At 71.3% G+C, this 26054-nt stretch carries 24 protein-coding genes and 1 tRNA gene; 13 read left to right on the forward strand and 12 right to left on the reverse strand.

Translation table 11 applies throughout. The features are described 5' to 3' along the window. Window positions 1-47: 47 nt before the first annotated feature. Window positions 48-977: a L,D-transpeptidase gene (locus LUM46_RS15755; protein WP_274995112.1), complete on the reverse strand. Its 930-nt coding sequence runs from the start codon at window positions 975-977 to the stop codon at window positions 48-50. Window positions 978-1123: 146 nt separating this feature from the next. Between LUM46_RS15755 and LUM46_RS15760 the strand changes: the two genes are divergently transcribed. Next, on the forward strand, window positions 1124-2461 hold the full coding sequence (locus LUM46_RS15760; RefSeq protein ID WP_274995114.1) for a helix-turn-helix domain-containing protein: 1338 nt from the start codon (window positions 1124-1126) through the stop codon (window positions 2459-2461). 58 nt (window positions 2462-2519) lie between these two features. Here the strand turns inward: LUM46_RS15760 and LUM46_RS15765 are convergent, their stop codons facing one another. Further along, window positions 2520-3749, reverse strand: coding sequence for an MFS transporter (locus LUM46_RS15765; RefSeq protein ID WP_274995116.1), 1230 nt, complete (start codon window positions 3747-3749; stop codon window positions 2520-2522). A 588-nt stretch (window positions 3750-4337) separates the two neighbouring features. On the opposite strand from LUM46_RS15765, the gene LUM46_RS15770 reads away from it, so the two are divergent. Beyond that, complete coding sequence (locus LUM46_RS15770; RefSeq protein ID WP_274995117.1) at window positions 4338-8378, forward strand: hypothetical protein; 4041 nt, start codon at window positions 4338-4340, stop codon at window positions 8376-8378. A 210-nt stretch (window positions 8379-8588) separates the two neighbouring features. Continuing rightward, entirely contained in the window at window positions 8589-8843 is a 255-nt protein-coding gene (locus tag LUM46_RS15775; protein WP_274995120.1) for a hypothetical protein, read from the forward strand. 141 nt (window positions 8844-8984) lie between these two features. Here LUM46_RS15775 and mscL read toward each other — a convergent pair whose 3' ends face one another. The 3 genes from mscL to LUM46_RS15790 form a co-directional block, all read right to left on the reverse strand. Beyond that, window positions 8985-9410: a large conductance mechanosensitive channel protein MscL gene (mscL, locus tag LUM46_RS15780; protein WP_274995121.1), complete on the reverse strand. Its 426-nt coding sequence runs from the start codon at window positions 9408-9410 to the stop codon at window positions 8985-8987. A gap of 166 nt (window positions 9411-9576) precedes the next feature. Beyond that, on the reverse strand, window positions 9577-10212 hold the full coding sequence (locus LUM46_RS15785) for an RcpC/CpaB family pilus assembly protein (RefSeq protein ID WP_274995122.1): 636 nt from the start codon (window positions 10210-10212) through the stop codon (window positions 9577-9579). A gap of 589 nt (window positions 10213-10801) precedes the next feature. After that, a complete protein-coding gene (locus tag LUM46_RS15790) occupies window positions 10802-11170 on the reverse strand; it encodes an FmdB family zinc ribbon protein (protein ID WP_274995123.1) in 369 nt (122 codons plus the stop codon). A 296-nt stretch (window positions 11171-11466) separates the two neighbouring features. On the opposite strand from LUM46_RS15790, the gene LUM46_RS15795 reads away from it, so the two are divergent. Beyond that, entirely contained in the window at window positions 11467-14034 is a 2568-nt protein-coding gene (locus tag LUM46_RS15795) for a penicillin acylase family protein (protein WP_274995124.1), read from the forward strand. Window positions 14035-14080: 46 nt separating this feature from the next. Here LUM46_RS15795 and LUM46_RS15800 read toward each other — a convergent pair whose 3' ends face one another. Further along, entirely contained in the window at window positions 14081-14731 is a 651-nt protein-coding gene (locus tag LUM46_RS15800; RefSeq protein WP_274995125.1) for a 5-formyltetrahydrofolate cyclo-ligase, read from the reverse strand. Between the two features lie 227 nt (window positions 14732-14958). Here LUM46_RS15800 and LUM46_RS15805 point away from each other — a divergent pair, with 227 nt between their 5' ends. The 4 genes from LUM46_RS15805 to LUM46_RS15820 all read left to right on the forward strand — a co-directional run bounded on the left by LUM46_RS15805 (window position 14959) and on the right by LUM46_RS15820 (window position 18060). Further along, window positions 14959-15570 carry a GNAT family N-acetyltransferase gene (locus tag LUM46_RS15805; protein WP_374726964.1) on the forward strand — a complete coding sequence of 204 codons (612 nt, stop codon included), beginning with the start codon at window positions 14959-14961 and terminating at the stop codon, window positions 15568-15570. 60 nt (window positions 15571-15630) lie between these two features. Next, complete coding sequence (locus LUM46_RS15810; RefSeq protein ID WP_274995126.1) at window positions 15631-16770, forward strand: hypothetical protein; 1140 nt, start codon at window positions 15631-15633, stop codon at window positions 16768-16770. Window positions 16771-16872: 102 nt separating this feature from the next. Beyond that, a tRNA-Ala gene (locus LUM46_RS15815) sits at window positions 16873-16945 on the forward strand. Window positions 16946-17079: 134 nt separating this feature from the next. Then, window positions 17080-18060, forward strand: a complete 981-nt coding sequence (locus LUM46_RS15820; protein ID WP_274995128.1) for a phosphotransferase family protein — start codon at window positions 17080-17082, stop codon at window positions 18058-18060. A gap of 74 nt (window positions 18061-18134) precedes the next feature. Here LUM46_RS15820 and LUM46_RS15825 read toward each other — a convergent pair whose 3' ends face one another. After that, window positions 18135-18932 (reverse strand): SDR family NAD(P)-dependent oxidoreductase, encoded by a 798-nt coding sequence (locus LUM46_RS15825; RefSeq protein WP_274995129.1) that lies wholly within the window; start codon window positions 18930-18932, stop codon window positions 18135-18137. 115 nt (window positions 18933-19047) lie between these two features. Between LUM46_RS15825 and LUM46_RS15830 the strand changes: the two genes are divergently transcribed. From LUM46_RS15830 to LUM46_RS15845, 4 genes are all read left to right on the forward strand, one after another. Next, the gene (locus LUM46_RS15830) at window positions 19048-19947 is read left to right on the forward strand and encodes an AraC family transcriptional regulator (RefSeq protein ID WP_274995130.1); all 900 of its coding nucleotides are present in this window, start codon (window positions 19048-19050) and stop codon (window positions 19945-19947) included. A 431-nt stretch (window positions 19948-20378) separates the two neighbouring features. Next, window positions 20379-21098 (forward strand): hypothetical protein, encoded by a 720-nt coding sequence (locus LUM46_RS15835; protein WP_274995131.1) that lies wholly within the window; start codon window positions 20379-20381, stop codon window positions 21096-21098. An 84-nt stretch (window positions 21099-21182) separates the two neighbouring features. Beyond that, a complete protein-coding gene (locus LUM46_RS15840) occupies window positions 21183-21473 on the forward strand; it encodes a hypothetical protein (protein WP_274995132.1) in 291 nt (96 codons plus the stop codon). A 77-nt stretch (window positions 21474-21550) separates the two neighbouring features. Beyond that, window positions 21551-21949: an NUDIX hydrolase gene (locus LUM46_RS15845; RefSeq protein WP_274995133.1), complete on the forward strand. Its 399-nt coding sequence runs from the start codon at window positions 21551-21553 to the stop codon at window positions 21947-21949. On the opposite strand, the gene LUM46_RS15850 is transcribed toward LUM46_RS15845, so the two are convergent. The 5 genes from LUM46_RS15850 to LUM46_RS15870 form a co-directional block, all read right to left on the reverse strand. After that, the gene (locus LUM46_RS15850; protein ID WP_274995134.1) at window positions 21925-22242 is read right to left on the reverse strand and encodes a hypothetical protein; all 318 of its coding nucleotides are present in this window, start codon (window positions 22240-22242) and stop codon (window positions 21925-21927) included. The genes LUM46_RS15845 and LUM46_RS15850 overlap by 25 nt on opposite strands. 182 nt (window positions 22243-22424) lie before the next feature. Beyond that, entirely contained in the window at window positions 22425-22796 is a 372-nt protein-coding gene (locus LUM46_RS15855; RefSeq protein WP_274995136.1) for a hypothetical protein, read from the reverse strand. Then, window positions 22793-23374 (reverse strand): RNA polymerase sigma factor, encoded by a 582-nt coding sequence (locus LUM46_RS15860; protein WP_274995137.1) that lies wholly within the window; start codon window positions 23372-23374, stop codon window positions 22793-22795. Before LUM46_RS15860 ends, LUM46_RS15855 begins: the two co-directional genes overlap by 4 nt. A 65-nt stretch (window positions 23375-23439) precedes the next feature. Beyond that, complete coding sequence (locus LUM46_RS15865; protein WP_274995138.1) at window positions 23440-24192, reverse strand: glycosyltransferase family 2 protein; 753 nt, start codon at window positions 24190-24192, stop codon at window positions 23440-23442. Then, window positions 24182-24757: a DUF2238 domain-containing protein gene (locus tag LUM46_RS15870; RefSeq protein WP_274995139.1), complete on the reverse strand. Its 576-nt coding sequence runs from the start codon at window positions 24755-24757 to the stop codon at window positions 24182-24184. Before LUM46_RS15870 ends, LUM46_RS15865 begins: the two co-directional genes overlap by 11 nt. Window positions 24758-24973: 216 nt before the next feature. Between LUM46_RS15870 and LUM46_RS15875 the strand changes: the two genes are divergently transcribed. Further along, window positions 24974-26029, forward strand: a complete 1056-nt coding sequence (locus LUM46_RS15875; protein WP_274995140.1) for a helix-turn-helix domain-containing protein — start codon at window positions 24974-24976, stop codon at window positions 26027-26029. Window positions 26030-26054 lie beyond the last annotated feature (25 nt).

Below are 26054 nucleotides of genomic sequence, written 5' to 3' on the forward strand. Positions count from 1 at the left end.
GAGCGGAGACCGGCCGGTCGCCGGCGCCCGGCGCCCGGTCGGCTCCGCTAGGCCTCGATGAGCACCGGGACGCCGGGGTCCAGGTCGGCGAGCCGTTCGAAGTCGGTGCTCGTGAGCCGGACGCAGCCGTTGCTCACCGCCTGGCCCTGTCCGTCACCCACGTGAAGAGCCGTGGCCGCGTAGTCGGTGCCGTAGAAACCGTCCAGGGCCTCGCTCTGCATCGAGAGGAACACCGACAGGCCGGTGTTCACCGCCTCCGTGACGGTGAAGACCTGGGTGAGCCCGAGCGGCGTCGGCGTGGCCGGCGCGCCGACGGCGGCGGCGAGCTGCTCGCTGGTGCCGTCGGCGTGGTTGACCGTCACCGTGCGGTCGGACAGGTCGACCACCACCGACCGCATCTCTCGCCTCAGCACGATGTCGCTGCCACGGAGCCAGCCCGCCGTCCCGTTGACCTTCTCGGGGTCGTGTGACGGCAGAGCACCACGTCCGTACGGGACGAGCACCTGGACCCATCCCGGCCGGCGGTCCAGCACGAGCCAGCGGGCCTCGGCGTCGTAGTAGGTCGACTCGAGAGCGAGGACCGGCGGCTCGGTCACGTCGGGGCGGATCCAGACCGGGATCCGGTCGTCCTTCGGCAACGCCACCGAGCCGGGCAGGCCCTGCAGGGACTCGGCCTCGGCCTGCGGCAGCCCGCGCGGCAGGATCTCGTCGATGCCCGGCCGGGGCAGGGAGGCCAGGGCGTAGACGGCGGGGGTCGGCGTCGGCTCCGGCGTGCTGGGGCTCGCCGACGGCGACGGGCTTGCCGACGGGGTCACGGCCGCCGCCGGCGCGGGCTCGTCGTCGGGCCGCAGACCGACCCAGAGCGCGGTCCCGAGCAGCACGACGGCGACGGCGCCCGCCACCCACGGCCAGATGCGCGCGGCAGAGCTGCTGCGCCGGTCCGGTGCCGCCGTCGGCCCGCTGTGCGTCTCCGTCATGTCATCCCCTTCATGAGGTGCCGTCCGGCAGCGGACGGTACCGGCTTGTAACACTTGTCCGATATCTTCGTGGTCGCCCGAACCTCTGCGTACCCGAACTGTTGCAGACGCAGCCGCCCGACAGCCCTCGATAAAGGAGAGATCCCGTGGCCCCCGCCGACCGGACGTTCCCCGTCACGACCGTCCCGACGCGCCGTTCCCGCAGACTGGTCCTCACCGGTGCGATCTCGGTCGCCCTCATCTCGACCGGGTCTGCGTACCTGGCGATGGTCCAGTTCGGCATCGACGTACTCGCCATGAACCAGGGCACCGCGTACGCGACCGCGGGTGTCTTCGAGCTGTCTCTCGTCACCGTCGCCCTCCTGGCTCGCGAGGCCGCCCGGGACAACCGGCCCGGCGGCACCCTGCTCGCCCTGACCTGGGCCCTGTCGTCCGCGTCCGGTGTGTTCGCCGCGTGGCACGAGGCGTACATCGGCCACCCCGCCGGTGCGGTCCTGTTCAGGTTCATCGTGCCACTGCTCGCCGCCCTCATGTGGCACCTCGCGCTGATCGGTGACCGGCACCTGGCCACCGGCACCTCCTGGTCGGCGATGCGCCAGTCCGCGCGCATGCACGCGCTCTTCCTGACCACGGAGGACCTGTTCCGGGCACAGAGCCTGCACGACGGGTCGCGGTCCGCCCGCCGCCGGCTCGCTCGGGCCGAGGCCGGACGCCGCAGGGCGCGCTCCGTGGCCCTGCGCACCGTCCCGCCCACGGAGATGCGCGCGCAGGTCGCCGCCTGGTGCGAGGCGCTCGCCGCGGTCGGGGACGGCACCGCCGACGTCGCCCGCCTGCACCTCGCCGACCGTCAGCGGCTGACCGGCATCCTCGTGAGCGACGAGCCTGTGGACGACCGGACGTCCGACACGTGGGCCGGCGCGCAGGACGGTGCCGCCGTCGGCGCGCCCGAGTACGAGAGCCGGGCCGTGGACGCCGTCGCCGCGGAGTTCGCCGACGGCCGCTCTGCCGCGCCGGGCCGGGACCAGGGCGCGTTCGACGGAGGTGTCCTCGACCGGGAGGGGTTCGACGAGGACCGGTTCGGCGAGGGCGTGTTCGACGAGGGCGTGTTCGACGGGGAGGCGACGCGTCGGCCCGCCCGGGTCAGCGCCGCTCACGGCACGCCGCGGCAAGGCGTGAGCGAGCGTGCTCCCGCGCCCGACGGCGATCCGGCGGAGCAGGGCGGCCCCGCGGTGCCTGTCGCGGAGCCGGCCGATGCGGCGGCCCGTGCCACGGAGAACGTCCGGGAAGCGCTGCCCCCGCGGCGCAGACCGCGTCGTGACACGCGGCTCGGGACGCAGGACGCCGAGCGCATGATCGACCTGCGTACCAAGGGCCGCAGCGTACGGGAGGTCGCGGAGGAGGTCGGCGTCAGTGAGTCGACGGTGCGCAAGCGGCTGCGGGAGTACACGGCGACGGGATCGATCCCGATCGTGAAGGCCCGCTGACGACGGCCGGCGAGCCCGCCGCGCCCCGTGCCCGCCCCGTTCCTGCTCCGCCCCGTCCCTACTCCGCCGAGCCGGCGTGGGCGATGCTGCCCAGGGACCGCCAGATCAGGACCAGCGTGATCCCGGCGCCGACGAAGCCGAACCAGAAGGGGGCGGCCAGCCCCCACTGCTCGGCGATGACTCCGCCGAGTGCGTTGCCGAGCAGGATCCCGCCGAAGATGCTCACCATGTTGAGCGAGCTCACTCGGCCCTGGAGCTCGATCGGGGTGGCACGTTGGCGTACGGCGTTGGAGATGGCGCCCCAGATGAAGGCATAGACGCCGAACGCGAACATCGCGACGAGGGCGCCCCAGTGGGTCGTGTTGAGGGCCAGGGCGAGGTGCCACAGCACCTCGCAGGTCAGGACCACCCGCATCAGCGTCGCGAACGGGACACGCCTCTGCAACCGGTCGAAGACGAGCGTGCTGACCAGGCCACCCACGGCTGAGGCGGTGGTCAGCAGGCCGAACTGGAGGGTGCTCATGCCGAGGTGCTCGGTCGCGTAGAGCACGAACACCCCCATGGGCGCGGCGTAGGTCACGTTGAACGTGAGGATCGTCAGCATCAGCGTGCGCACGGCGGGGTTGCGCCATACCCAGCGCAGGCCCTCGGTGATGTCCTGGCGGAGGTGCGTGCGGGTCGCCCTCGCGGGGACCGGAGTAACCACGATCCGCGACACCAGCAGGATCGCCAGCGTGGCCGTGACCGCCTGGACCAGGAACGGCCACGCCGCACCGGCGGCGAACAGGAAGGCGCCGAGGGGTGGCCCGGCGAGCTGGTTCGCCGTCACGAATCCGGCCATGAGCCGGGCCTGACCGATCGCGAGATCCGCCTTGGGGGTCACCATCGGCAGGAGCGTCTGGCTCGCGGAGTCGGCGAACACCTCGGCCACGCCCAGGGCGAGCATGACGACCAGGACGACGCCGATGTTGGCGGCGTCCGTGACGATGAAGGCGCACAGCGCGACGATCACTGCCGCGCGCAGCCCGTTGGCGACCATCACCATGCGGCGACGGTCCAGGCGGTCCGCCAGCGCGCCGGCCCAGAGGCCGAACACGAGCCACGGGAGCCGCTGGAGCATCGCGGCGAGCGCGACGAGGAAGGCGCTGTCGGTCTGCGACGCGACCAGCAGAGGGCCGGCGGCGAGCGCGATGCCGTCGCCGATGTTGCTCGTCCAGGAGGACGTCACGAGCCAGCGGAACGACCGGCCCAGCCGGCGGGGGAAGACTGCCTCGACGAGTGCGCTCACAAACCTACGAGTCTAGGAACGGCGTCCAGGCTTTTTTCCACCGCTCGGGCGGGGCTGGCCGAGGGGGTGATATCAGCCACGCCGGAAAGGGTGTTCCCGACATCGTGCGGGTGCTGCGAGCCGGTCCGACGGCAGAGCGCCAGCTGGATGCGTGACGGGCGGAACTCTGCGGATCAGCGCGGGGGAGTGGGGCGCCGCGAATGTTTCGACAACGTTTTAGGGTCGTACGTCCCAGCAGTTGGACGATCGTCCGACTCGGTGTTGACGTCCGCCGGGAACAGGTGCAGACTCTCACAAGACGGTGCGCATCGCCCGCCCCCTGCGCGGTGCGCACTGTCATACCCCGTCGGGCTCCGGCCCGTCTGCAAGAGCCCCTTCGGACCCCCTGCCGAAGGGGCTCTCTGCATTCCCGGAAGACGTCCGTCCGACACCCTCCTCCGCCGCCGGTTCGACGCCCCCGCCGCCGTGTCAGAACCCACGCACCCGGAGGGGCCGCGGGTCCGACACGCCCGGACAGTTCGGTGGACCCGGCGTGTCGCGCGGCGTGGCGTCCGACCCTTGCGGACGCCACACGGTTAGCGTGCTGGTGTGAACGCTGCACGCCGCCAGACCGCAGCCGCCTCCGAGATCTCGGCCGACCTGTCCGAGGAGCTCTCGGCCGCGCTGAACGACGAGACAGTGGACCCGGCCACCGAGCTGGCCGCGTCGGAGGCCCCGGGGTCCACACCGGACGGTGTCCGGGACCCCATGACCGAGTCGGTCGCGCGCTGGCGCGCCGGGCTGGTCCGGCTCGCCGGGGGATCCTCCCTGGCCGACGTCGGACTGCTGGGCGAGGCGGTCATCGACCTGTCGACGGCACACCCCTCGGGCGTCGCCCAGCTCTTCGCGGGCCGGCCCACGCGCCTGTCCAACCTGGTGCGCGAGGCCGGCGCGCTGCCGAGCGCCCGGCGCCGGGCGCGGGCGGTCGCCGCGCGCTCGGCCGAGCACGCGCAGCGGTACGGGGTGTCACCGACCTACCTGGCGATCGGCGTGGCCACGTGGACGGAGCGGCCGGCCACCGGCGGCAGCCCGAACGACATGGAGGCCATCACCCGGGTGCTCGGTCCGGCGAGCGCGGCTCCGGCACCCGAGCAGGACTCCGCCGACAGCCCCGCCGACGCACCGGCGCTCACCGGCTCCGTCCCGATCGTGACGCTGGCCATGCCCTCCGGTCGCGCCGCGTCGCCGTCGGACGACGACAGGGACGACGAACCGCGCGTGGTGCGCGCGCCCGTGCTGCTCCGGCCGGTCATGCTCACGCCGCGGAGCGACGGCGAGGGCGACTACGACATCACGCTCGACCCCACCGTCGAGATCAACCCGGTGGTGGCGCGGACGCTGCGTGCCCACGGCGCCCTGATCGACCCGGCGGCGCTGGCCAGGGCGACGTTCACGCTCGCCGGCTTCAACCCTTCGGACGTGCTGGATCGCGTCGCGAGCCTGGGCTCAGCGGTGCTCGGCGAGTTCCAGCTCGACCGGCGGGTCCTGGTCGGCACGTTCGTGCACCCGGGACAGGTGCTGGTCGACGACCTCGACGAGCTCGCCCCGTCGCTGGGGCAGCACGAGGTGGTCTCGGCGCTCGGTGGCGTGGACAGCTCGGTCACGCGCCTCGGGAAGGTAGAGCTCCCCGGACCCCGCGTGGGCGACGCCGACCCGGCGCACGAGCGCGGCGTCGGCGACCTGGACCCGCACCAGCGGCACGTCGTGGACGCCCTGGCCACGGGCAGCCACCTGTTCGTCGACGCTCCGGTCGGGTCGGACGTCGCAGGCACGCTGGCCGCCGTCGTCGCCGAGGCGAACGCGAGCGGCCGGTCCGTGCTGTACGTCCCGGGGCACCGCCGTGCCGCCGACGCGCTGGCCGCGCGGCTGGATTCGCTCGGCCTGGGCGGCCTGCTGCTCGACATCGCGCCGGTCCCGACCTGGCGCACCTCGACGTCGCGCCGCCTGCTGGAAGCGATGGCACCGGTCCAGGAGCGGATCGACATCGACGAGGTGGCCCGTGTGCGGGACGCGCTGATCGGCTCCCGGGCGCAGCTCGCCGGCTACATCGAGGCGCTGCACCGGGTGCGCGACCCGTGGCGGGTCTCCGCGTACGACGCCCTGCAGGCGCTGGCCCGGCTCACGTCCGAGCGGCCCGCCCCGGCCACCCGCGTGCGGCTCGACCCGGAGACGGTGCTGGCGCTGGGCGCCGAGCGCCGTGCGGAGCTCGCCGCGGACCTCGAGCGGGTGGCCGACCTGGGCGCGTTCACGCTGAAGTCCTCGTCGAGCCCCTGGTTCGGCGCGCACATCCTGACCGACGACGACGCCCGCGCCGCCCTCGCCCGCGTCACGCGCCTCGGCGAGCAGACGCTGCCCGAGCTGCGCAAGCAGATCGAGTACGTGGCGCGGGTGACCGGTCTGGTCAAGGCGGCCACCGCCCGCCAGTGGGGCGAGCAGCTCGCCATGCTGGGCGGCATGCGGGGCACGCTCGACGTGTTCCAGCCGATGGTCTTCGAGCGCACCGCCGCGGACATGGTGCAGGCCACGGCCTCCCGCCGGGACCGTGCCGAGCAGGGCGTCGAGATGGGCTGGCTGGCACGGCGCCGCCTGAAGCGGCGCGCCCGCGAGATGGTGCGCCCGGGCGTCCGGGTGCCGGACATGCACGCGGCCCTCGTCGAGGTGCAGCGGCAGCGCGAGGTGTGGCAGGCGCAGTGCCCGCGGGGCGGCTGGCCGACACTCCCCGAGGGCCTGGCCGCCGTCGAGGAGACGTACGAGGCGGTCCGGATCGACCTGGAGGCGCTCGAGCCCGTCCTGCGTTCCTCGCAGGCGGGTGGAGGGCTGCTCGACCTCGACCTGTTCGCCCTGGTCCAGCGGCTCGCCTCCCTGGCGGAGACGGAGGACGCGCTGACGCCGCTGCCCGAGCGGACCGCCGTGCTGCGCCGCCTGCGCAAGGCCGGTCTCGGCGAGCTGGTCGACGACCTCGGCGACCGCCGCGTGGAGACCGACCTCGTGGGGCCGGAGCTGGAGCTGTCGTGGTGGTCGTCGGTGTTCGAGCAGATCCTGGCTACCGAGCCCGATCTCGCCGGGCAGGACGGCGCCGGCCTGGACGCCCTCGCCGGACGGTTCCGCGAGCTCGACCGCCGGCACGTCGCCTCCCTGTCCGCGCCGGTGCGGGCCGCGGTGCGTGCGCACCTCGGTTCGGCGATGCGCGACGAGCGGGAGGACGCCGAGGCCCTCTACGCGGAGCTCGTCGGCGGCGGACTGAGCTCGATGCGCGACCTCGTGTCGGCGCACGGCTCGACCGTGCGGCGCCTGCGGCCCACCTGGGTGTCGACGCCGACGATGGTGCCGCACCTGCTGCCCGCCGAGCGTGGTGCCGACCTGGTGATCCTCGACGCCGTCCAGCACGTGCCGGTCGAGGTCGTCGTGCCGGCGCTGGCGCGGGGGCACCAGATCGTCGTGGTCGGCGACCCCCGGTCGGCGTCGGGCACCGCGGTGCGGGACCTGGCACGGCTCCTGCCGCGGGTCACGCTGCAGCCCGAGCCCGCGCGGCGGGACCCGCAGCTGACGGCACTGCTGGCCGCGCACGGGTACGAGGGCATCATGCGGCCCGCGCCCGTGCCGCGGACCGAGGCGCTCGTGCACTTCTCGCTCGTGGACGGGACGGGGATGCCCGACCCGGTCTCCGGCACCGTCGAGTCGACGCAGGCCGAGGTGGAGCGGGTGGTCGACCTCGCGATCGAGCACGCGATGACCCGGCCCGAGGAGACCTTCGGCATCGTCACCGTCACGGCCGCGCACGCCGACCGCATCCGCGAGCGGCTGCTCGCCGAGGTGCGGGCCAACCCCGCGCTCGCACCGTTCTTCGCCGGGTCGCGGCCCGAGCCGGTGGTGGTCGCCGACGTCACGGGCGTGGCGGGCCTGGCGCGCGACACGATCGTGCTGACGCTCGGCTTCGGGCGGACGCCGCACGGCCGCGTGCTGCACCGGTTCGGCGTGCTGGGCGAGGGCGGCGGCGACGCGATGCTGCTCGGCTCGCTGGGCGCGGCACGCAAGCGGCTGCACGTGGTGTCGTGCTTCCCGGCCTCCGACCTCGACCCGGAGCGGCTGCGCGGGCCGGGGCCGCAGATGCTGGCGAAGGTGCTGTCCTTCGCCGAGGAGCGCTCCGGGCTCGCCGACCAGGTGGAGATCGGGAACGGGGTGGACGTGGCCCGGTCCGTCGACCGCCTGGTCGTGGACCTGGGGGAGCGGCTGTGGCGCTCGGGCCTCGTGGTCGAGACCGACTACGGCCTGCCCGGCGGCGACCGGATCCCGCTCGCGGTGGGGCACCCCGACCTCCCCGGCGAGCTGCTCGTCGCGGTCCTGACCGACGACGCCGCCTACGTGGCCGAACCCTCCATCCGCGTGCGCGACCGGCAGCTCGCGGAGCAGCTCGAGCGGCTCGGCTGGGTGGTCGCGCAGGTGTGGTCGGCCGCCGCGTTCCTGGACCCGGACGCCGAGGCGGAGCGGGTGCGGCGCGTGGTGATGGCCGTCCGCGACGCCCGGGTGGGCGTCTCCGGCGGCGTGCCGCCGGCGGCGGAGCTGGTGGTCCCGCAGGTGCTGGACGACTGACGGGCCGGGCCGGGCCGGGCTCGGGCTCGGGTGAGGTCGGTCGGTTGGTTCAAGATCGGTCGGTTGCTATGAGATCGGTCGGTTGAATGACCGATCTCATAGCAACCGACCGAAGTGAGCTGTTCGCTGTCGCCCGGGCAGACCTGAACGCGCTGGTGGCGTTTGCCACGACGTGACCGGACGCGCGCCGCACGGGGTCACAATGGAGGAGTGAGCGAGCCTGTGACTCCGCCGACCGGCCCAGCGCGGCCGGCCGACCCCGTAGCGAGCACCGACACCCCGCGACGTCGGGGTCCTCGGCGTGCCGTGCGCCGCGGGACCGAGCGCGAGGCGGTGCTCGGTGTGAGTGCTGACGAGCGCCCGGCCGGCTGGGGCGAAGGGTCCGACGGCGGCGGTTCGGCCGAGTCCGGCCACGGCTCGAACGACGAACAGCTGCGCCGGGACGTCCCGCCGCACTGGGCCTGAGGCGCGCCTGGTCGGCACTACGTCGGGTGATCGGTCAAAGGTCAGGTGGTCGGCAGTCCGAGCTGCCGACCACCTGACCTTTGACCGATCACCCGTGATGGGCGCCACCATCGCAGCGCGCGCGGGTGCTGGGTTGTTGCGTCAGCTGGGCTGGGACGGCGACTGGGCGTCGGACTGGACGCGCAGCAGGTCGCGGATCTCGGTGAGCAGCACGACCTCCTCGGCGGCGGCCTCCTCGACGACCTCCTCCGAGGACTTGCGCAGGGCCTTCAGCTTGTTGATCGGCAGCATCACGAAGAAGTAGATCGCGCCCGCGATCAGCACGAACATGATGAGGCTCTGGATGAACACGCCGATCGGGAACTCGGTGGACGTGCCCTGCCAGTTGGGGACGCTGAAAGCGATGCCGGTGAAGTCGGGTGCGCCGACCAGCCAGCCGATGAGCGGCATGATGAAGCCGTCGACGAGGCCCTGGATGACCCCGGAGAAGGCCGCGCCGATCACGACGGCGACCGCGAGGTCCAGCACGTTGCCGCGCATGACGAAGTCCTTGAAACCCTGAAGCATGTGTGTCCCCTGCTGTTGTTCACGTGTGGTCACGGGCCGCCGGGACCGGCCCGGTCAAGGATTCTGCGGTTCGTTCGCAGCTTTCGCACCTTGAACGGACATTCTGCCGAATTACGGCACTGTTTGCCCTGCTATGCCCGTGTGCCGGCCTCCGCGGCGAACCGTCCTACGGTACGAGCACCGCCGTCACCGAGCCCCAGCCCGAGACCGCAGACAGCTCCGGGGCGTCCTCCGGTGTCACGGCGACGAGCGTGACAGGTCGGTCGCCGTCCGACGCCGGGCCGAGCAGGCCGCCCGCTGCCTCCGGCGTGCGCCGAGCGGGTACCGGCAGCACCAGCGCACCGCGGGCGAGGTACTGGGGTGCCCCGGTCGGGTCACCGCCCGACGTCGTCCCGGCCAGCAGGTCCACGCGGTCGCCGGGGCGCAGGAGGGCCGCGACGGCGTCGTCGGACAGGCGGACCGGCACCACGACGGTGCCGGCCGGGGCGGCGGCGGAGACGCCGTCGTCGGAGACGAGGGTCGCGTGCAGCGGTGCGCCGGCAGGCAGCCCGACGACCGTCGAGCGGCCCAGCAGTCCGCGCAGGCCGTGCATCGCGCCGGGCGGGGCGAGGTCGGCGGCGACGGCGCGCACGACGACGTCGTCCCGGGTCAGCTCGGTACCGGCCGCGACGGGGCGGGCGGTGACGGCGACGTCGATGGTCGGCGGGGGCGGTGGGCGCAGGAGGTGGACCGTCAGTGCGACCGCGAGACCGAGCACGGCGGCCGCCAGTGCGAAGCGCCAGCGCCACACGATGCGCCGCACACGCCGGAACGCCGCCGAACGGGGCCGAGGTGCACGTGGCTGATCCGGACGGGACGGCACTGGACCGGACCGACCTGGACCGGACCGACCTGGACCTGACCGACCTGGACGAGGGCCGCCCGGGCGGGTCAGCAGGCTGCTGATTCCCCTGGACCGGTCGGAGGGCGGAGGGGTCCCGCCGGCCCGGTCCCACGGCGTGCGCGGCGCTGTGCCGGACGGCGAGTCGTGGTGCGCGGCCGGTTCGGCGATCGTGTCGAGAAGTCCCATGCCGGTGACGTTATGGGCCAGGGGAGGGGGCGAGGCGCCGTCGTCGGGCAGCCTGTGCACGAGGTGGGGAGAACGCCACCTGTGGTCGTGCTCGCACCGTTGGCGGCCCGGTGAGCGGGTCCGCACGACAGGCCAGACGATTCCGGCGGGGCCGGGGTGACCGGGCGTGGCTCCGTGAGTTGGGTCCGCTGCCTCGGCTGTTCGTGACTTCGGTCGGTTGATCTGAGATCGGTCCGTCGACGGACCGATCTCAGATCAACCGACCGAAGTCACGGCGTCCCAGCAGCAACCGACCGATCTCCGCCGCCCGCAGCCGGTCGGGTCAGGCCGAGGCGGCTGTCGCGGCGCTCGGCCCGCTCGACGACGAACCGGAGGACCCGGAAGAGCTCGAAGAGCCCGACGAGGAGGATCCGGAGCTGTCCGAGGACGAGCCGCTGGACGAGCTCGAGGACGACGAGCCCGAGCCCGAGGAGGACTCCGACGTGCCCGGCTTCACGGTGCTGGTCGTGGACGTGCTGCGCGAGTCCGTGCGGTAGAAACCGGAACCCTTGAAGGTGACGCCCACAGAGCTGAACACCTTTCGCAGCTTGCCCTGGCACTCGGGGCAGAGGGTCAGCGACTCGTCGCTGAACTCCTGGTGGATGTCGAACGCGTGGCCGCAGTCGGCACACCGGTACGCGTAGGTGGGCACGTGCACTCCTCTTGGACGTCAGGCCGGGCGGGGCGTCGCGCGCCTGCTGGAACCGGCTCTGGCACTCGGGGTTTCCGAGTGCCAATAGTAACGGTCGAGCGGCGGGGGATAGTCCCAGGATCTCCCGAGCGTGTTCACTCGAGTGCGTTCACTCAAGCACAGGGGCGGGCGGTAGTCTCCACTGCGTGTCCGCGACCACTTCCGCCGAGCCCGTAGAGCCCGCCGAAACAGCCACCTCCGACGGTGCGCGACCCACCAAGCCACGTCGAACCCGTACCACTCGTGTCCGCCAGTTCATGGTCGGCACCGCAGTCGTCCTGGTGCTCATCCTGGTCGCACTGACGACCTTCGGCTGGCTGACGGCGCGCCGTCCGCTCCCGGAGCACTCCGGGGAGGTGCAGGTCGAGGGACTGAGCTCGGACGTGCGCGTCAGCCGCGACGCCCAGGGCGTCCCCCAGATCTACGCGGACTCGGCCGAGGACCTCTTCCGCGCGCAGGGCTTCGTGCACGCGCAGGACCGCTTCTTCGAGATGGACTACCGCCGGCACGTGACCGCGGGTCGCATGGCCGAGCTCGTGGGCAACAACGCGGACGCGATCCAGGCCGACATGGTCATCCGTACGTTCGGCTGGCGGCACGTCGCGGAGGAAGAGTTCAACATGCTCGACGACGCGACGCGGCAGTACCTCCAGGCGTACGCGGACGGGGTCAACGCCTACCTCGCGAACCGCAGCCCCGCCGAGACGGCTGTCGAGTACACGGTGCTCGACGTCAGCGTCGAGGTGAACGAGCCGGAGCCGTGGGACCCGATCGACTCGCTCGCCTGGCTCAAGGCCATGGCATGGGACCTGCGCGGCAACTACCAGGACGAGCTCGACCGGGCCCTCGCCTACAGCACGATCGGCGACGCGTCGCGCGTCGCCGAGCTCTTCCCCGCGTACTCGGGCACGGGCAACGCCCCGATCCTCGACCCCGCCGAGGCGGGTGTCCCCCAGGCGACGCAGCAGAGCCAGGCGGCCCAGACGTCGTCGGACGCCGAGGACGTGTACGGCAGCCCTGACCTCGCCAAGGCCCTGGACTCGGCGCAGCGGGCGCTGGACGCGGTGCCGGTGCAGATCGCACGGGGCGAGGGCACCGGGTCGAACTCGTGGGCGGTGTCGGGCAAGTACACGGAGTCGGGCAAGCCGCTGCTCGCGAACGACCCGCACCTCGACCTCGCCGCCCCGGGCATCTGGGCGCAGGTGGGCCTGCACTGCAACGAGGTGGGCCCGGAGTGCCCGTTCGACGTCTCCGGATTCTCCTTCTCCGGCTTCCCCGGTGTGATCATCGGGCACAACGCGGACATCTCGTGGGGCCTGACGAACATGGGCGCCGACGTCACCGACTTCTTCATCGAGCGGGTCCGCAACGACACGTACCTGCGCGGGGCGGACAAGTGGGTCCCGATGGAGAAGGAGACGGAGGTCATCCGGGTCGACGGCGGCAGCCCGGTCGACCTGGAGGTCCGGCGGACCGTGCACGGCCCGATCGTCTCGTCCGTCATGGACGAGGCGACGATGGAAGCGGTGCGCAACTCGCCCACCGAGACCGGCACGGAGCTGGGCCAGTACGAGATCTCGCTGCAGTGGACCGCCCTCGAGCCCGGCCGCACGGCCGACGCCGTGTTCGAGATGAACCGTGCGAGGACACCGGAGGACATGAAGGCGGCCGCCGCCAAGTTCGAGGTCCCGTCGCAGAACATCGTCTTCGCCACCACCGACGGGCAGATCGGCTACCAGGCCCCGGGCAAGATCCCGGTCCGCGCCAGCGTCCCTGGCGCCGTGGAGTCCGACGGCACCTGGCCGCGCCCGGGCTGGGACGCGCGCTACGACTGGACCGGCTACGTGGCTCCGGAACAGATGCCCGGCGTGGTGGACCCCGAGGAGGGCTTCGTCGTCGCGGCGAACCAGGCGGTCCTGCCCGGTGGGTCCGGGCCGTTCCTCACCCGGGACTGGGACTACGGCTACCGGTCGGAACGCATCCGCACGCTGCTCAGCGACCAGATCGCGGAGGGTCGCAAGCTCACGGCCACCGACATGTCGGAGTTCCAGATGGACCAGTGGAGCGTGTTCGCCGAGACCCTGGTGCCGGTGCTGCTCGAGGTCGAGCTCCCGGCGGGCTACGACTCGGACGGCCAGAAGCTGCTCGCGGAGTGGGACGACTACTCGATGGACCCGGACTCCGCGGCTGCCGCCTACTTCGCGGCCGTGTGGCGCAACCTGCTGGAGATGACGTTCAACGACGAGCTGCCGCAGTCCATGTGGCCCGACGGCGGCAGCCGCTGGCTCGCGGTGGTCCAGGGCATGCTTGACAACCCGAACGACGCGTTCTGGGACGACAAGTCCACCGTGGCCGTCGTGGAGAGCCGTAACCAGGTGCTCACGGAGGCCCTGGTCAGCGCACGCCAGGACCTCACGGTCGAGCTCGGCAAGGACACCAGCGACTGGGAGTGGGGCACGCTCCACCAGCTCAGGCTGGAGCACCTGGTGCTCGGTGGTCACGGAGTCCCGGCGCCCTTGGCGGCGTACATGAACCCGGCACCGGTCAAGGTCGGTGGCGGCACCTCCATCGTGAACGCGACCGCCTGGGACGCGGCCAGCGGCAGCTTCGACGTGACGAGCGGTCCGTCGATGCGCATGGTCGTCGACCTCGCAGACCTCGACGCCTCCACGTGGGTCGTCGTGACAGGTACGTCCGCGCACCCGGCGTCCGCGCACTACGACGACCAGCTCGAGGCCTGGGCGAACGGGGAGACCTTCCCCTGGCCGTCCAGCCCTGAGGCGGTGGCTGCCGCCCAGGAGGAGGAGCTGACCCTCACTCCGTGAGGTAGACCCCTGCTGCCCCCGGCCTCCCGGGGGACAGCAGGAGTGGCTACACCCCGCCGAGCAGGCGCCAGTCGCTGGTCGTCGCCACGGCGTCGACCAGCTTGTCGTGCTCCTCGCGCGGGAGCGGGTGGTCGGCGGCGTCGTACACCTCTTCGGGGAAGACGACGGCGACCACCTTCGCGCCCGGACGCAGGTGCGTGAGCGCGCGGTCGTACCAGCCGCCGCCCTGCCCGAGCCGCACCCCGCGGGTGTCGACGGCGATGGCCGGCGCCAGGACGACGTCCGCCAGCTTGATGGCGTCGGTGCCCAGCGTGGGGCCGCCGGGCTCGGGCGGGCGGCCCGGAGCGCGTTCGAGGAGGTCGTCCGGGCCGGTGTAGTCGGCCCAGTCGCGGGCCAGTCCGGCCCCGAGGACCGGGAGCAGCACGCGGACCCCCCGGCCCGTGAGGCGGTCCAGGAGCGGCATCATGCCGGGTTCTGCGCTCCGCGCCGCGTAGGCGGCGACGCATCCCGCGTCGCGAACCTCGGGAATTGACTCGATGATGTCCGCTAGCGACTCCGCCGCCTGCGCCCGTTGCCGGGGCGACCGGTGGCCGCGCTGTGCGCGGATCGCGCGACGGAGTTCTTCCTTGGCATCACCTGTCTCCATCCCGGGTAGGACGGGGTAAGGCTGTGGCGTCGGGACAGAGATGCCGCTCATGACCGCTATTGTGCCAAGACTCCGAGACAAGATTGTTACGAACAGCGTACGAAGAAGGCGAGAACATGACCGAGCGGCTGCTCGTGGGGTCCGAGACCACCGAGCGTGGTAGACCCTCTCCAACGCGGGGATTCGTCATGGGACGTGGCAAGGGGCGAACGATGATGCCGTCGAGCAGGTCGGACGTGCCAGAAGGCGCGACGGGAAAGTTCGGTAAGGGGTGGACGGTGGCCAAGCCATGGCCGGTGACGCTGCGTGAGGACACGCCGGCGGGCGCTGTCGTGCTGCGCCCGCTCCGGCGGCGGGACGCGAGCGACTGGGCCCGGCTCCGGGCCGAGAACGCAGCGTGGTTGGAGCGCTGGGAGGCGACGGCACCCGGCGCGAACCGGTACATCGCCTCGACGTTCGGCGAGTACGTGCGCTCGTTGTCCGCGCAGGCCCGGGCCGGGACGTCGCTGCCGTTCGGCGTCGAGCTCGACGGCGCGCTCGTGGGCCAGCTGACGGTCTCCTCCATCACCTGGGGATCGATGTGCTCGGCGAGCATCGGATACTGGGTCAGCCAGAGCGTCGCCGGGCGGGGCGTGATCCCCACGGGTGTCGCCATGGCCACCGACTACGCCTTCTTCCTGGGCCTGCACCGCATCGAGATCAACATCCGGCCCGAGAACAAGCCGAGCCTGCGGGTGGTCGAGAAGCTGGGCCTGCGGGACGAGGGCGTGCGCGAGCGCTTCCTCCACATCCAGGGTCAGTGGCGGGATCACCGCACCTTCGCGGTCACCCGCGAGGAGGTCCCCGAGGGGTTGCTGGCGCGCTGGCAGCGCCTGCGGGACGCGCCCTGACGGCAGGACACGCCGCGCGCGGTGCGGCTGGGCGTGGCGATGCTCGCCTAACGTCGTGTCGTGGAATCGACTGCAGGACTGACAGCCGCAGCGCTGTTCGTCCTGTGGTGGGGCTACTGGCTGCCAAGCCTGGTGCGCCACCGGTCAGAGCTCGCCGACTCGCGGGTGACCGACCGGTTCTCGGTAGGGCTGCGCATCGTCGCGATGAGCGGCTCCGGACGGAAAGGAGGGGCGATGGTTACTGACGGCAAGCCGCGGGGGACCGGGCAGGGCGTGCCGCGCGTCGCCCGCCCGACCCCGAAGGGGCACCCGCTCCAGATCATGGTCCGCGGCCGACCGCTGACGGCGGAGCGCATCCGCCGCGTGGAGCGACGGGCGCGCCGGGCTGCGCGTGCGCGTCGGCGTCTGATCGTCTCGGCGATCCTCCTGGTGTGCAGCGTCACGGCCTGGGCGCTCGTCGGCCTCGACCGGCTGCCCTGGGGCATGGCCGTCGCGCCGTCGGCCCTGCTGCTGTTCGTGCTCTTCCTGGGCCGCCGCGCGGCCCGGGCGGCACGGCGGGCGGACGCGCGGTGGCAGGCGACGGTGCGGGCCGCCCGGCAGCGTGCCACGCAGGCTCGCGTTCTTGCGAACGGCGGCCCGTACGCGCCGCGCAACCGGGTGCAGGTCACCGGCCTGGCCACTCACGGCTCGAGCACCGAGACGCAGGCGATCCCACGGGTCGCCCGCAAGGACGTGCTCGACGAGATCCTCGACGGCCCGGCCAAGCCGAAGGTCATCGAGGTTCCGGCCGAGGAGGAGGCAGACCCGAAGGCGAAGACCGGGCGTGCGGTGCAGGCCAAGGCGCCGGCGAAGCGGGACGAGGTGCCGAGCGGGCGCGCCTGGGACCCGGTTCCGGTACCGCTGCCGACCTACGTGACCAAGCCTGCGGCGCCACAGCGGCAGCCGGCAGCGCTGCCGCCCTCGTCGACGGCGTCCAAGGGCTCGACGACGCCTTCCGGCCCGACGGCGACCGCTCCCGGCCGGCCGACAGGTACGGGTGCGGGCCTGCCGCCGTCGGTGCCCGTGTCCGGCTCCGCGCCGGCGGCGTCCGACCCGGTCGCCGAGGACGAGCTCATGCGGGGCGAGCCGCCCCGCATGAAGTCCGAGACGCTGGGCAAGCCGCTGGAGGAGATCCTGGCGCGACGCCGGGCGGCTGGATGATCGTGCTGGTGGATGTCGCGCGGGTCACGGGACCGTGACTCGCGCGACACCGGAAGAAGTTGCGGATCACCGGAGGTGAAGTGCTACTCTTCTGCAGTCCGAGGGGCTATGGCGCAGTTGGTAGCGCGCTTCGTTCGCAATGAAGAGGTCGGGGGTTCGAATCCCCCTAGCTCCACAGACGGAAACCCCGCTTGACCAGGGCAGATGCTCCGGTCGGGCGGGGTTTCTTCGTTGCCTGGGAGGCGACCTCCCCGGATCGAGCCCCCGGCGGCCGCGGCTCGTAGACCCCGCCTCAGTAGGTTTGCGTGCATGACCAGTGACGACATCGCCGGCCAGGACCTGACGGCCGACGGCGATTGGCGAGCGAACAAGTTCTTCCACCGTCGACCCTCCGCCGAGACTCTGGACTGGGTGGCTGCTTCCTTGGGCCGAGGTAGCCGCGTCGTCGGCCACAGTCGGTTGACCGGCGGCGTCAACTCTGCTGTCCATCGCCTGACAGTTGAGCGTCACGGCACGCGAACGTTCGTGGTGTTGCGGCAGTACCCGGCGGGGAGCACCGCGCTGCGGACCGCCATGGAGGTGGAGATCGCCAACCTCAAGGTGGTGGCAGGCAGCGGGCTTCCGGTCCCGACGATCTTGGCCACCGACGTTGCCGGAGCTGCTACCTGCGGGGCGCCGTCGCTGCTGATGACCCGGCTACCTGGCCACGTTCACCTCGACCCAGCAGAGCACCGCCCGTGGATCGAGAGGATCGCCGAGTTCGCTGCCCGGCTCCATTCCGTTGACCTCCCAGCCCCGGCCTTCCGACCTTGGGCAGACTCATGGATCACGCCTCCTGGCCAGTTTCAGGTTCCGGTCGGGGCGCAGAAACCTGCGGTCTGGAAAGCGGCCTTCGACGCCTTGGAGCTACCACCACCTGAGGACGATGCCGTCTTCCTGCACGGCGACTACCTGCCCGTCAACCTGCTGTGGTCGCGCGGGAAGATCACCGGACTCACCGACTGGAACAGCATCCACCGAGGGTCCCGCGCGATCGACGTCGGACAGTGTCGGCGGTACCTGGCGTCGCTCTACTCACCCGATTGGGCAGAGGAGCTCCGCTCGCTCTACGCATCGACCGCGGGTGTCACCCTTCACCCGTGGTGGGACTTGTACAGCCTCCTGCACCACGACGACAACGCACCGCAGTCGATCTCCCGCCAGGTTGCTGGGCGCCGCCCGGTCGACGTGTCCGGCATGACAGCTCGTGTCGAGATCGCCGTAGGACAAGCATTGCAGCGCCTCGGCTGAGCACGGGCGCCGCTCCCTGACGACCCTCATGACCTTCTTGAGGCGGATTCTCCCGCGTGGGTTCAGGACCCGGATCAGCGCAGACGCGTAGCGGCGATGCCGCCGTCGACGTCGATCGTGGCGCCGAGCACGAACCTGCCCTCGTCGGAGACCAGGTGGCGGACGGCCCACGCGATGTCGATGGGGCGGACCGGGACGCCGGCGGGCGTGCCTGCGCCCATCTCCGCGAGCTGCTCGGCCGCGTCCGCGTTCCCCGGCGTCGCGGTCGCACCCGGCGCGACGCCGTTCACCCGGACGCCGCGCGGTCCGTACTCGGCGGCCCATGCGCGGGTGAGCTGCTCGATCGCTGCCTTCGTCGCGGGGTAGAGCGCCATGAACGGCACGCCCACCCGCGCCATCCACGACCCGATGTTGACGATGGCGCCGTCGCTGCGCTCCGCCATCGCGGGCGCGAGGTGCGCGACCAGCACGTGGGGTGCCCGGACGTTCGTCGCGAGCACTGTGTCGAGGACCGCGTCGGTCACGTGCTCCGTCGGCCCGCTCGGATACACGCCGGCGTTGTTCACCAGGATGTCGACCCGGCCCCCGAGCGCGTCCGTGGCGCGTCGCGCGAAGTCCCGTACGTCGTCCGGCGCGGCGGCGAGGTCTGCCGTCACCGCACTCGCTCGCTCGCCGCGGGCGGTGATCGTGTCCACCACCCGCGCTGCACGCTCGGCGTCCCGGCCGCTGACGACGACGTGCGCTCCTGAGGCCGCGAGCACGCGGGCGATCGCCTCGCCGATCCCACTGGACGAGCCCGTGACGATCGCGGTGCGTCCGGCGAGCCGGTCATCCGAGGGGAGGGTGGAGAGCAGTTGTTCGTTCGATGTCATGCTTCCACCGTCACACCGGCTCACCGGGCATGGTTGCCTGATCACGTCGGATCCTTGCCAGCTTCGGACGCGCCCTGCTGGATCGTGCGGCGTCGGTATCGAGTTGAATGGTGCGGTGACCGAAGCAGTGGACGCCCACCTGGACCGAGCTGTCGACAGCGTCCGGCGGCACCTGGGCAACCAGGCACGGGCCGAGGCCCTGGGGCTGCGACTCGACCTGACCCAGGAGCCCACCGGGCTGAACTACCAGTACTACACGCCGTCGCTGTCGATGGTGCTCACCGGGCGCAAGCGGTCGATCATCGGCGAGTACGACCAGCGCTGGGGACGCGAGCACTTCCTCATCACACCCGTCGGCCTGCCGGTGATGGCCGGGGTCGTCGAGCTGGACGCGCAGGGCGAGTTCCTTTCCGCGATCTGGCGGCTCGACCCCGTGATCGTGACCGAGGTCGCGGGAGCCATGGCCCGCACGGCTGGTGCGGTGCCGGCCGAACCGGCCCGCCTGGGCACCTGGACCCCGCAGCTCGCTGATGCCGTCGCGCGGCTCCTCGGGCTCCTCGACACCCCTGAGGACATCCCGGTGCTCGCACCCCTCCTCACGCGCGAGGTGGTGCTGCGCCTCCTGCAGACCGAGCAGGCGCCCCGGCTGCTGGTGGCGGTCGAGACCACCCACAGCGGAATCGTGGTGCGTGCCATCGAGGCGCTCAACGAGTCGATCGAGAAGCCGTGGTCGCTCGCACGTCTCGGGGCGGCCGTTGGCTCGAGCTCGTCCACACTGGCCCGGCGCTTCAAGCAGGTCACCGGGATGACCCCGCTGCATTACCTCAAACGACTCCGGCTCGGCGAGGCGCGACGGCGGATGGTCGTGCTCGGCGAATCTGCCGGACAAGCCGCCACCGCGGTCGGCTACCTGAGCGCCTCACACTTCTCCCGCGACTACCGCGCCGCCTACGGCACGACGCCGGCAGCGGACGCGACGTTGGTGCGGGCGCGCCTGCGGTCAGCCACCGCGTGACAGCGGGACAGCTCCCGAGAGTGACATCGCGCTACCTCTCATCCGAGAAGGGAGAGCAGCGCGGTGGCTGCGGCCCGTGCGGGGACGCTGACGCAGCGCTCGACTGCGGCATCGAGGCACTGACGGGCGACCGTCGATCCGTGCCGAGCTTGGCCCTTGTCGCCGACGCGCTGACTCGTGAGCTCGACCGCGCCAAGCTCTCCGACGACCCGCGCGCCCGTGCCTACGCGGACGCGCTGACCGACATCGGCAACTGAGGCTGCGAAGCGTCCCGGCCGCACGGGGACCGTGGTACCCGCTGGTCCTCACATTTTGCGCAATTGACGCATGAGCAAAGCGGTGGCATCTCCCGTCGGTTAGCGTGCGATTGCGTCCGAGTCAGTGCTGCCGAGGCGCCTAAGTTCGCTCACTCGTTCAATTGGGAGGTCTGCATGGTCAGGATCGCAATGCGCAGCATTGCTGCCACTGTTGCAGTGTTCATCCTTGGTGCAACCGGACTCACATTGTCTGCGCAGGCTGCCCCTTTGTCCCCGGGCGCTGGTGGTGATCCCGCAGACGCCGGTGCTGGAACGCAGGCGAGCACCGACCGTTTCGTGTCCGAATCGTGTATCGAGCAGGTATTGGAGATATCCCGGGATCTGGGGGATTCCGACGAGGATGCGCACGCCGAAGCGGATGAACTGTGCACCGGCACGGTTATCTCTGAAACGTCAGAAGAGATGACAGCAAGCGTGGACGAGGTAGCAAGGCTGGCGGAAAGCGAGTCGATGTCTCCCGCGCAGGCGAGCATGCTTGTGGAGCGAGCGGCGAGCGGGGCGATCAAGTACAAGAAATGGACCCACGCGTACTGGGGTGGGTCCATCGTGGAAAAGCACAACGGTACGACCTACTACGACGGTTCCAGGGCTTGGGTGAAGGAATATCGCGGGAAGACAGGTAGTCACGTCTGCCATTCCGAGGGTTCGATCGGAATTGGATGGGCTGTCGAGCGAATCTCCTGCAACAAGCCGACCGCTGCCTCGTCGGCTGACAACTATTACCGATTCGACGCAAGCGTGTTCTTCAAGGGGAGTCCCGTCAACCTCGGTGTTGGTCTCCACTTCCGCGTCAGCGCTAACGGTGCCACTAAGAGCTGGCAGGTCGGTGGCTGATACATCACCCGTTGATCTGCCCCTGCCGGGATGCTAGCGTCCCAACTGGCATCCCGGCAGCGGGCCCAGGATGAGGAGCTTTCGATGGAAGAACCGCAGGCGGAGGCCTCGTACCGTACGGCTCGCTCGGAAGCTGTACGCGAGAACTGGTGGTTCATCGGGTGTATAGCGATCGCGCTGGCGGCCACGCCTTTACTCCCTCTGCTGCCTCTCGTCAGTCCTCTGATCGCTATGACCACGCCGCTCCGGAAGGACCGAGGTCGGATGGTGACGCTGTGGGTGCTGGCAGCGCTCCTCTCTCTGATGGTGGTTGCCCCCTGGATCATTGGAATATTCGATCCTGTATTCGTCACCGAGATCACGGGTCGAGCATGAGGCGCAGAGTGTTGCGCTCGGTCGGGCCATGATGAGTTTCCTCCTTTCTCAAGGCGCGCCTCCAGCGGGGTGACGCAATGCCCGAAGCATCGCCTGCCATCGCGGCGGCAGTCATCGTCCAGGACGGGAAGCTGCTCCTGGTCCGACGTCGCGTTGCCGAGGGCTCGCTCTCGTGGCAGTTCCCCGCCGGCGCCGTCGAACAGGGTGAGACCTTCGACGAGGCCGCGGTGCGCGAGGCAGCTGAGGAGGTTGGGCTCAACGTCCAGGCCGTGATCGTGTTGGGGGAGCGCCTGCACCCGAGCACCGGTCGCCTGATGGGCTACGTCGCATGCGACGTCGTCAGCGGGGAGGCGTACGTCGCCGATGCCGGGGAGCTCGCGGGAATCGTATGGGCGACCCTGGACAGGCTCACCGACTACGTGCCGAACGGCTTCGCGCCGGCTGTGCAGGACTACCTCACGACAACGTTCGGATGAAGCGGCAGGAGGTCGGTCGAAACCCAGGACCTCGCCTCTCCGCACGGTTCCTTTCCGAAATCTGGCTCAAGCCGGCTGATCATCACCACGTAGCGGCCCCGGCGGGCTTCGACACGATCGCCGCTGTACGGAAACACCTCGAGCAGTTCGGCGTAGCGGTCGTCCGATTGATTGACCAGGCACAGTTCCTGCTCGCTGTCGGTTTTCACCGACGTCCAACCCTCAGCCGTGGCGAACGCCTGACGGTAGAAGCCGAGAAGGGTCGGCAGCGATCCGTCCTGGACGTCAATCACCTGGTGACGAGAACGGGGCCACGCTGCATGCTAGACGCGGTGCTCCGATGTGCAGCACCGCAACGAGAGATCGAGTTGGCCGCCTTCGCACGTCCAGGTCTACCGCAGTGCTGAGCCGATCGACGACTAGTTCCCGTACTTCCCCGAGAATGAACTCCGGCCGCACCTCCAGCAAGCGTCCCTCACCAGGGCGGATTCTGAGGGGGCAGCTCGCGGATGCGTGTGGCGGCTCCCTCGTCGTCGTAGCCGATCAACGTGGCGGTCGCTGTGCCAGGCGGTAGCCATCCGTACGCGACGTTCTCGTGCGCCTGGACGAATCCTGTCGGGAGCTCGTCGGCATCCCGGACCAGGTTCGTGGCAGTGAGCGGGGCGGCGACCGCGACAGCGGCGGCGGCCACGACGAGCGGGATACGGCCGACACGGCGTCGGCGAGGTCGGGGCGTGACCGCCCGCCGTCGTCCCGCCATGATGGCGTGGGCTCGTCCCAGAGCAGGGTCGTCCTGCCCGATGGTGGGCGAGGCGTCGCACAGTGTCGTCAACAGGTCGTTGCTCATGGTCGTCCCTCCGCGGTGGTCAACGAGGTGTGTGCTGCCACTGGACGTGGACGGCGTTCCGGTTTCTCCTCCGCGTGGGCGGTCAGCCGCTGGCGTGCCCTGTGCAGGCGCACGCGGAAGGTGGCCGCTGAGCAGCCGGCGACCTTGGCCGCGTCCGAAGGGCTGAGCCCGTCCCAGGCGACCAGGAGCAGCGCTTCCCGGTCGGCATCGCGCAGCAGCGCCAGCGCCCTGAGCAGCGCGTCCTGTTCGGTGACGCGTTCGTCCAGCCGAGGTGCGGTCAGCACGAGGTCGGCGACGCGAGCGAGCTGTTCTTCGAGATCCCGGCCGCGACGTCGAGCCCTGTGGTGCTTGGCGACGGTGTGACGCGCGACGGTCAGCAGCCACGGCAGGGTGGCGCGCGCCGGGATGGCGTCGATCCTGCGCCATGCGACCAGGAAGACGTCGGCGACCACGTCCTCAGCGAGACTCACATCGACGTGTCGCAACGCGTAGGCGTGCACGCGGTGGGCGGACTGCCGCCACAGTGCGCCAAGCTGGGCGTCCTGCTCGTCGCGGTGACCCGCATCGTCAGACCTCATACCCAGTAGTCCCTCGAAGCGCGCGATCGTTACAGGCGAGGATCCAAGTCGTGGCCGAGCCCGGCTCAGCCTCGTCGAGGAAGCGACGTCCGGCGCAGCCATCGCTCCCACGGAGGCGCGTCCTGCCAGTTGAGCCGCAGCGTGCGCCACGCGCGATCGAGCCGCCGGCGTCTTTGGCGTCGACCGCGCAGACTGCGCGCGGACACGCCCACCCGCCACGAGCGGTCGAGCCGTATCCGGTGCCCCGGACCGAGCCGGAACGCCAGGTCGAGGTCGTCGTGCACCTCGGTGTCGTCGCGCACGACCTCTCGGCGCACGGCCCGCCAGGCTTCGGAGCGCATCGCCATGCACGAGCCCCACAGGGCAGTGTGTCCGAGCGCCAGGTGCCCGAGCACGTAGTACGACCCCAGGTAGGCCACGGCTGCAGCGACCCGCATGCCCCGCGGCGCGTCATAGAAGCTGCCCGCCCCCGTGAGAGCGTCGAGACCCGGTTCGGCGGCCATCTGTTCCACCACCGTCTCCACCCACCGCGGGCCGGGCCGGGAGTCGGCGTCGAGCCGCGCGATGACGGTGCCCTTCGCAGTGTCGTAACCGGTCGCTGCGGCGGCGGGGATCCCGACGCTGGGTTCGGCAACGACCACGGCGCCCCACCGGTGCGCCACGGCAGCGGATGCGTCGGTCGAGGCGTTGTCGACCACGACGATCTCGAGCGGGTCCACGGTCTGGCGGGCGAGCAGGGCCAGGCACGCGTCCAGCGCCGGCGCGTCGTTGCGCACCGGGATCACCACGGACACCGTCGGCGCGAGATCAGATGTCATGTCCGCGCCCCCATGCCTGGTCCTGGGCTGCCAGGGCGAGCCCGGCGAGCATCGCGCCGGACAGGCCGAAGGCGAGGTCGGCGATCGTGTCCGAGTATCCGACGTCGATTCCTTCGTCGAGGTAGGTGTGGCCGACCCACTCGCCGAGCTCCCACACGATCGCACTCAGCGCGCCGATCGCGCTGGTGATCGCGACCAGTCCGGCCTTCGCTCGCCGGGGGTGCGCACCCACCTCCAGCATCTGCCCGCGGGTCATGATGATGACACCGACGACTGCGACGAGGCCGGTGCACACCGCGTGGACGAGGAGATCGAGCCACGGGACGGCTTCGTACCATCCGAGCTGGGACGCCCATGCCGCGAGCAGGAGGCTGGAACCGAAGCAGAGGTCGAGGGCAGCCGGCAGGCGCAGGAACCTCGGGACGAGGACTCCGCCCAGGACGAGGAAGAACAACGCGCCCGCGACGCTTCCGAAAGTCACGATGCCGACGGCGAGGCTGCCGACTGCCGCGGCACGCACCACGTCGCCCGGCACGAGGCGGCGTTCGGCGGTACGACGAGGCACGGGCCCTCCGGCAAGGATCGGGACGACGGTCCTCCAGTGTCACCCTGCGCCCGACCACACGCACGATCGCCTGCACCGCGAGCTCGGCTGCGGTGACACTGCCCGCGTCCGTGATCAAGAGGCTGCCGCCCCGTACGGCCGGACGGCGACCCTCCGTCGACGCCCGAGGCGCTCGGCCTTGCGGCTCAAGCAACGTGAGGTCCCATGGTGGGACGCATGAACACCACGGACGAGAACCTGTACCCCATCGGCGACGTCGCGCACCGGACCGGTCTGAGCGTGAGCGCCATCCGCTTCTACGCCGACGAAGGAATCGTCGCCCCCACGGACGTGACCGCCTCGGGTCACCGCCTCTACGGCCTGCAGGCCATCGCCGAGCTCGACTTCATCCGCACGCTGCGCGAGCTGGGCACCGGGCTGGAACAGATCCGCCAGGTCCTGACCGGTGAGAGCACTCTCCGGCAGCTCCTCGCCGACCATCTGGACGTCGTCGAACGACAGGAACGTGACCTGCGCCTTCGGCGCTCCGTCCTGCGGGCGCTCGTGGGTCAGGAGGACCCCGCGGAACGGATCGATCTCATGACCCAGCTGGTGACGATGCCGGACGGCGAGCGCGAACGGTTGATCGCTGACTTCTGGCGGGAGGTGAGCGCCGGCCTCCCTGCGGGCGTCGCGGACCGCATGCGCCGGGTGCGGCCGCGGCTCCCCGGCGACCCGACGGCGGCGCAGCTGGAGGCCTGGATCACCCTGGCCGAGCTGCTGGAGGATGCCGAGTTCCGTAGCGCGTGCCGCTCCTACCTGGTGGAGACGTATGCCACCGGTCCTGGGGCTGTGGTCTCCGGTCCGCAGGTCCAGAGCTTCATCGCATCCGCCGGCGAGGACGTGATGCCGAAGCTCATCGCGGCGCACGCCAGCGGGCTCGTGCCCGACGACCCGCACGTTCGAGAGCTCGCGGCACGGTTCGTGCAGCAGTGCGCGGAGGCTCTGGGCGTCCGGCCGGACGACGGGCTGTGGGAGCGCATCGCGTCCGGGTTTCCGCACGTCGGCCGTGTTCTGCACGAGGCGCTGCACCATCCGGACTACGAGGCGACGCACGGGCGGTATCTCTCCCTGGTCGCCACGATCAACGGGGAGGCGGCACCCGACGCAGAGCTCGAAGCGGCCTCGAGCCCTGACGCGGGCCCGGCGGGCGAGGCGATCCTGGACAACCTCGGTCCCTGGCTGTCAGAAGCCGTCCTCGCCGCGAAGCCGGAGCGCTCCCGGGCCGGGTGAATGCCCGGGTGAGTGTCCGGGTGTG

This window comes from Promicromonospora iranensis, assembly GCF_028994805.1.
Taxonomy (GTDB): Bacteria; Actinomycetota; Actinomycetes; order Actinomycetales; family Cellulomonadaceae; genus Promicromonospora; species Promicromonospora iranensis.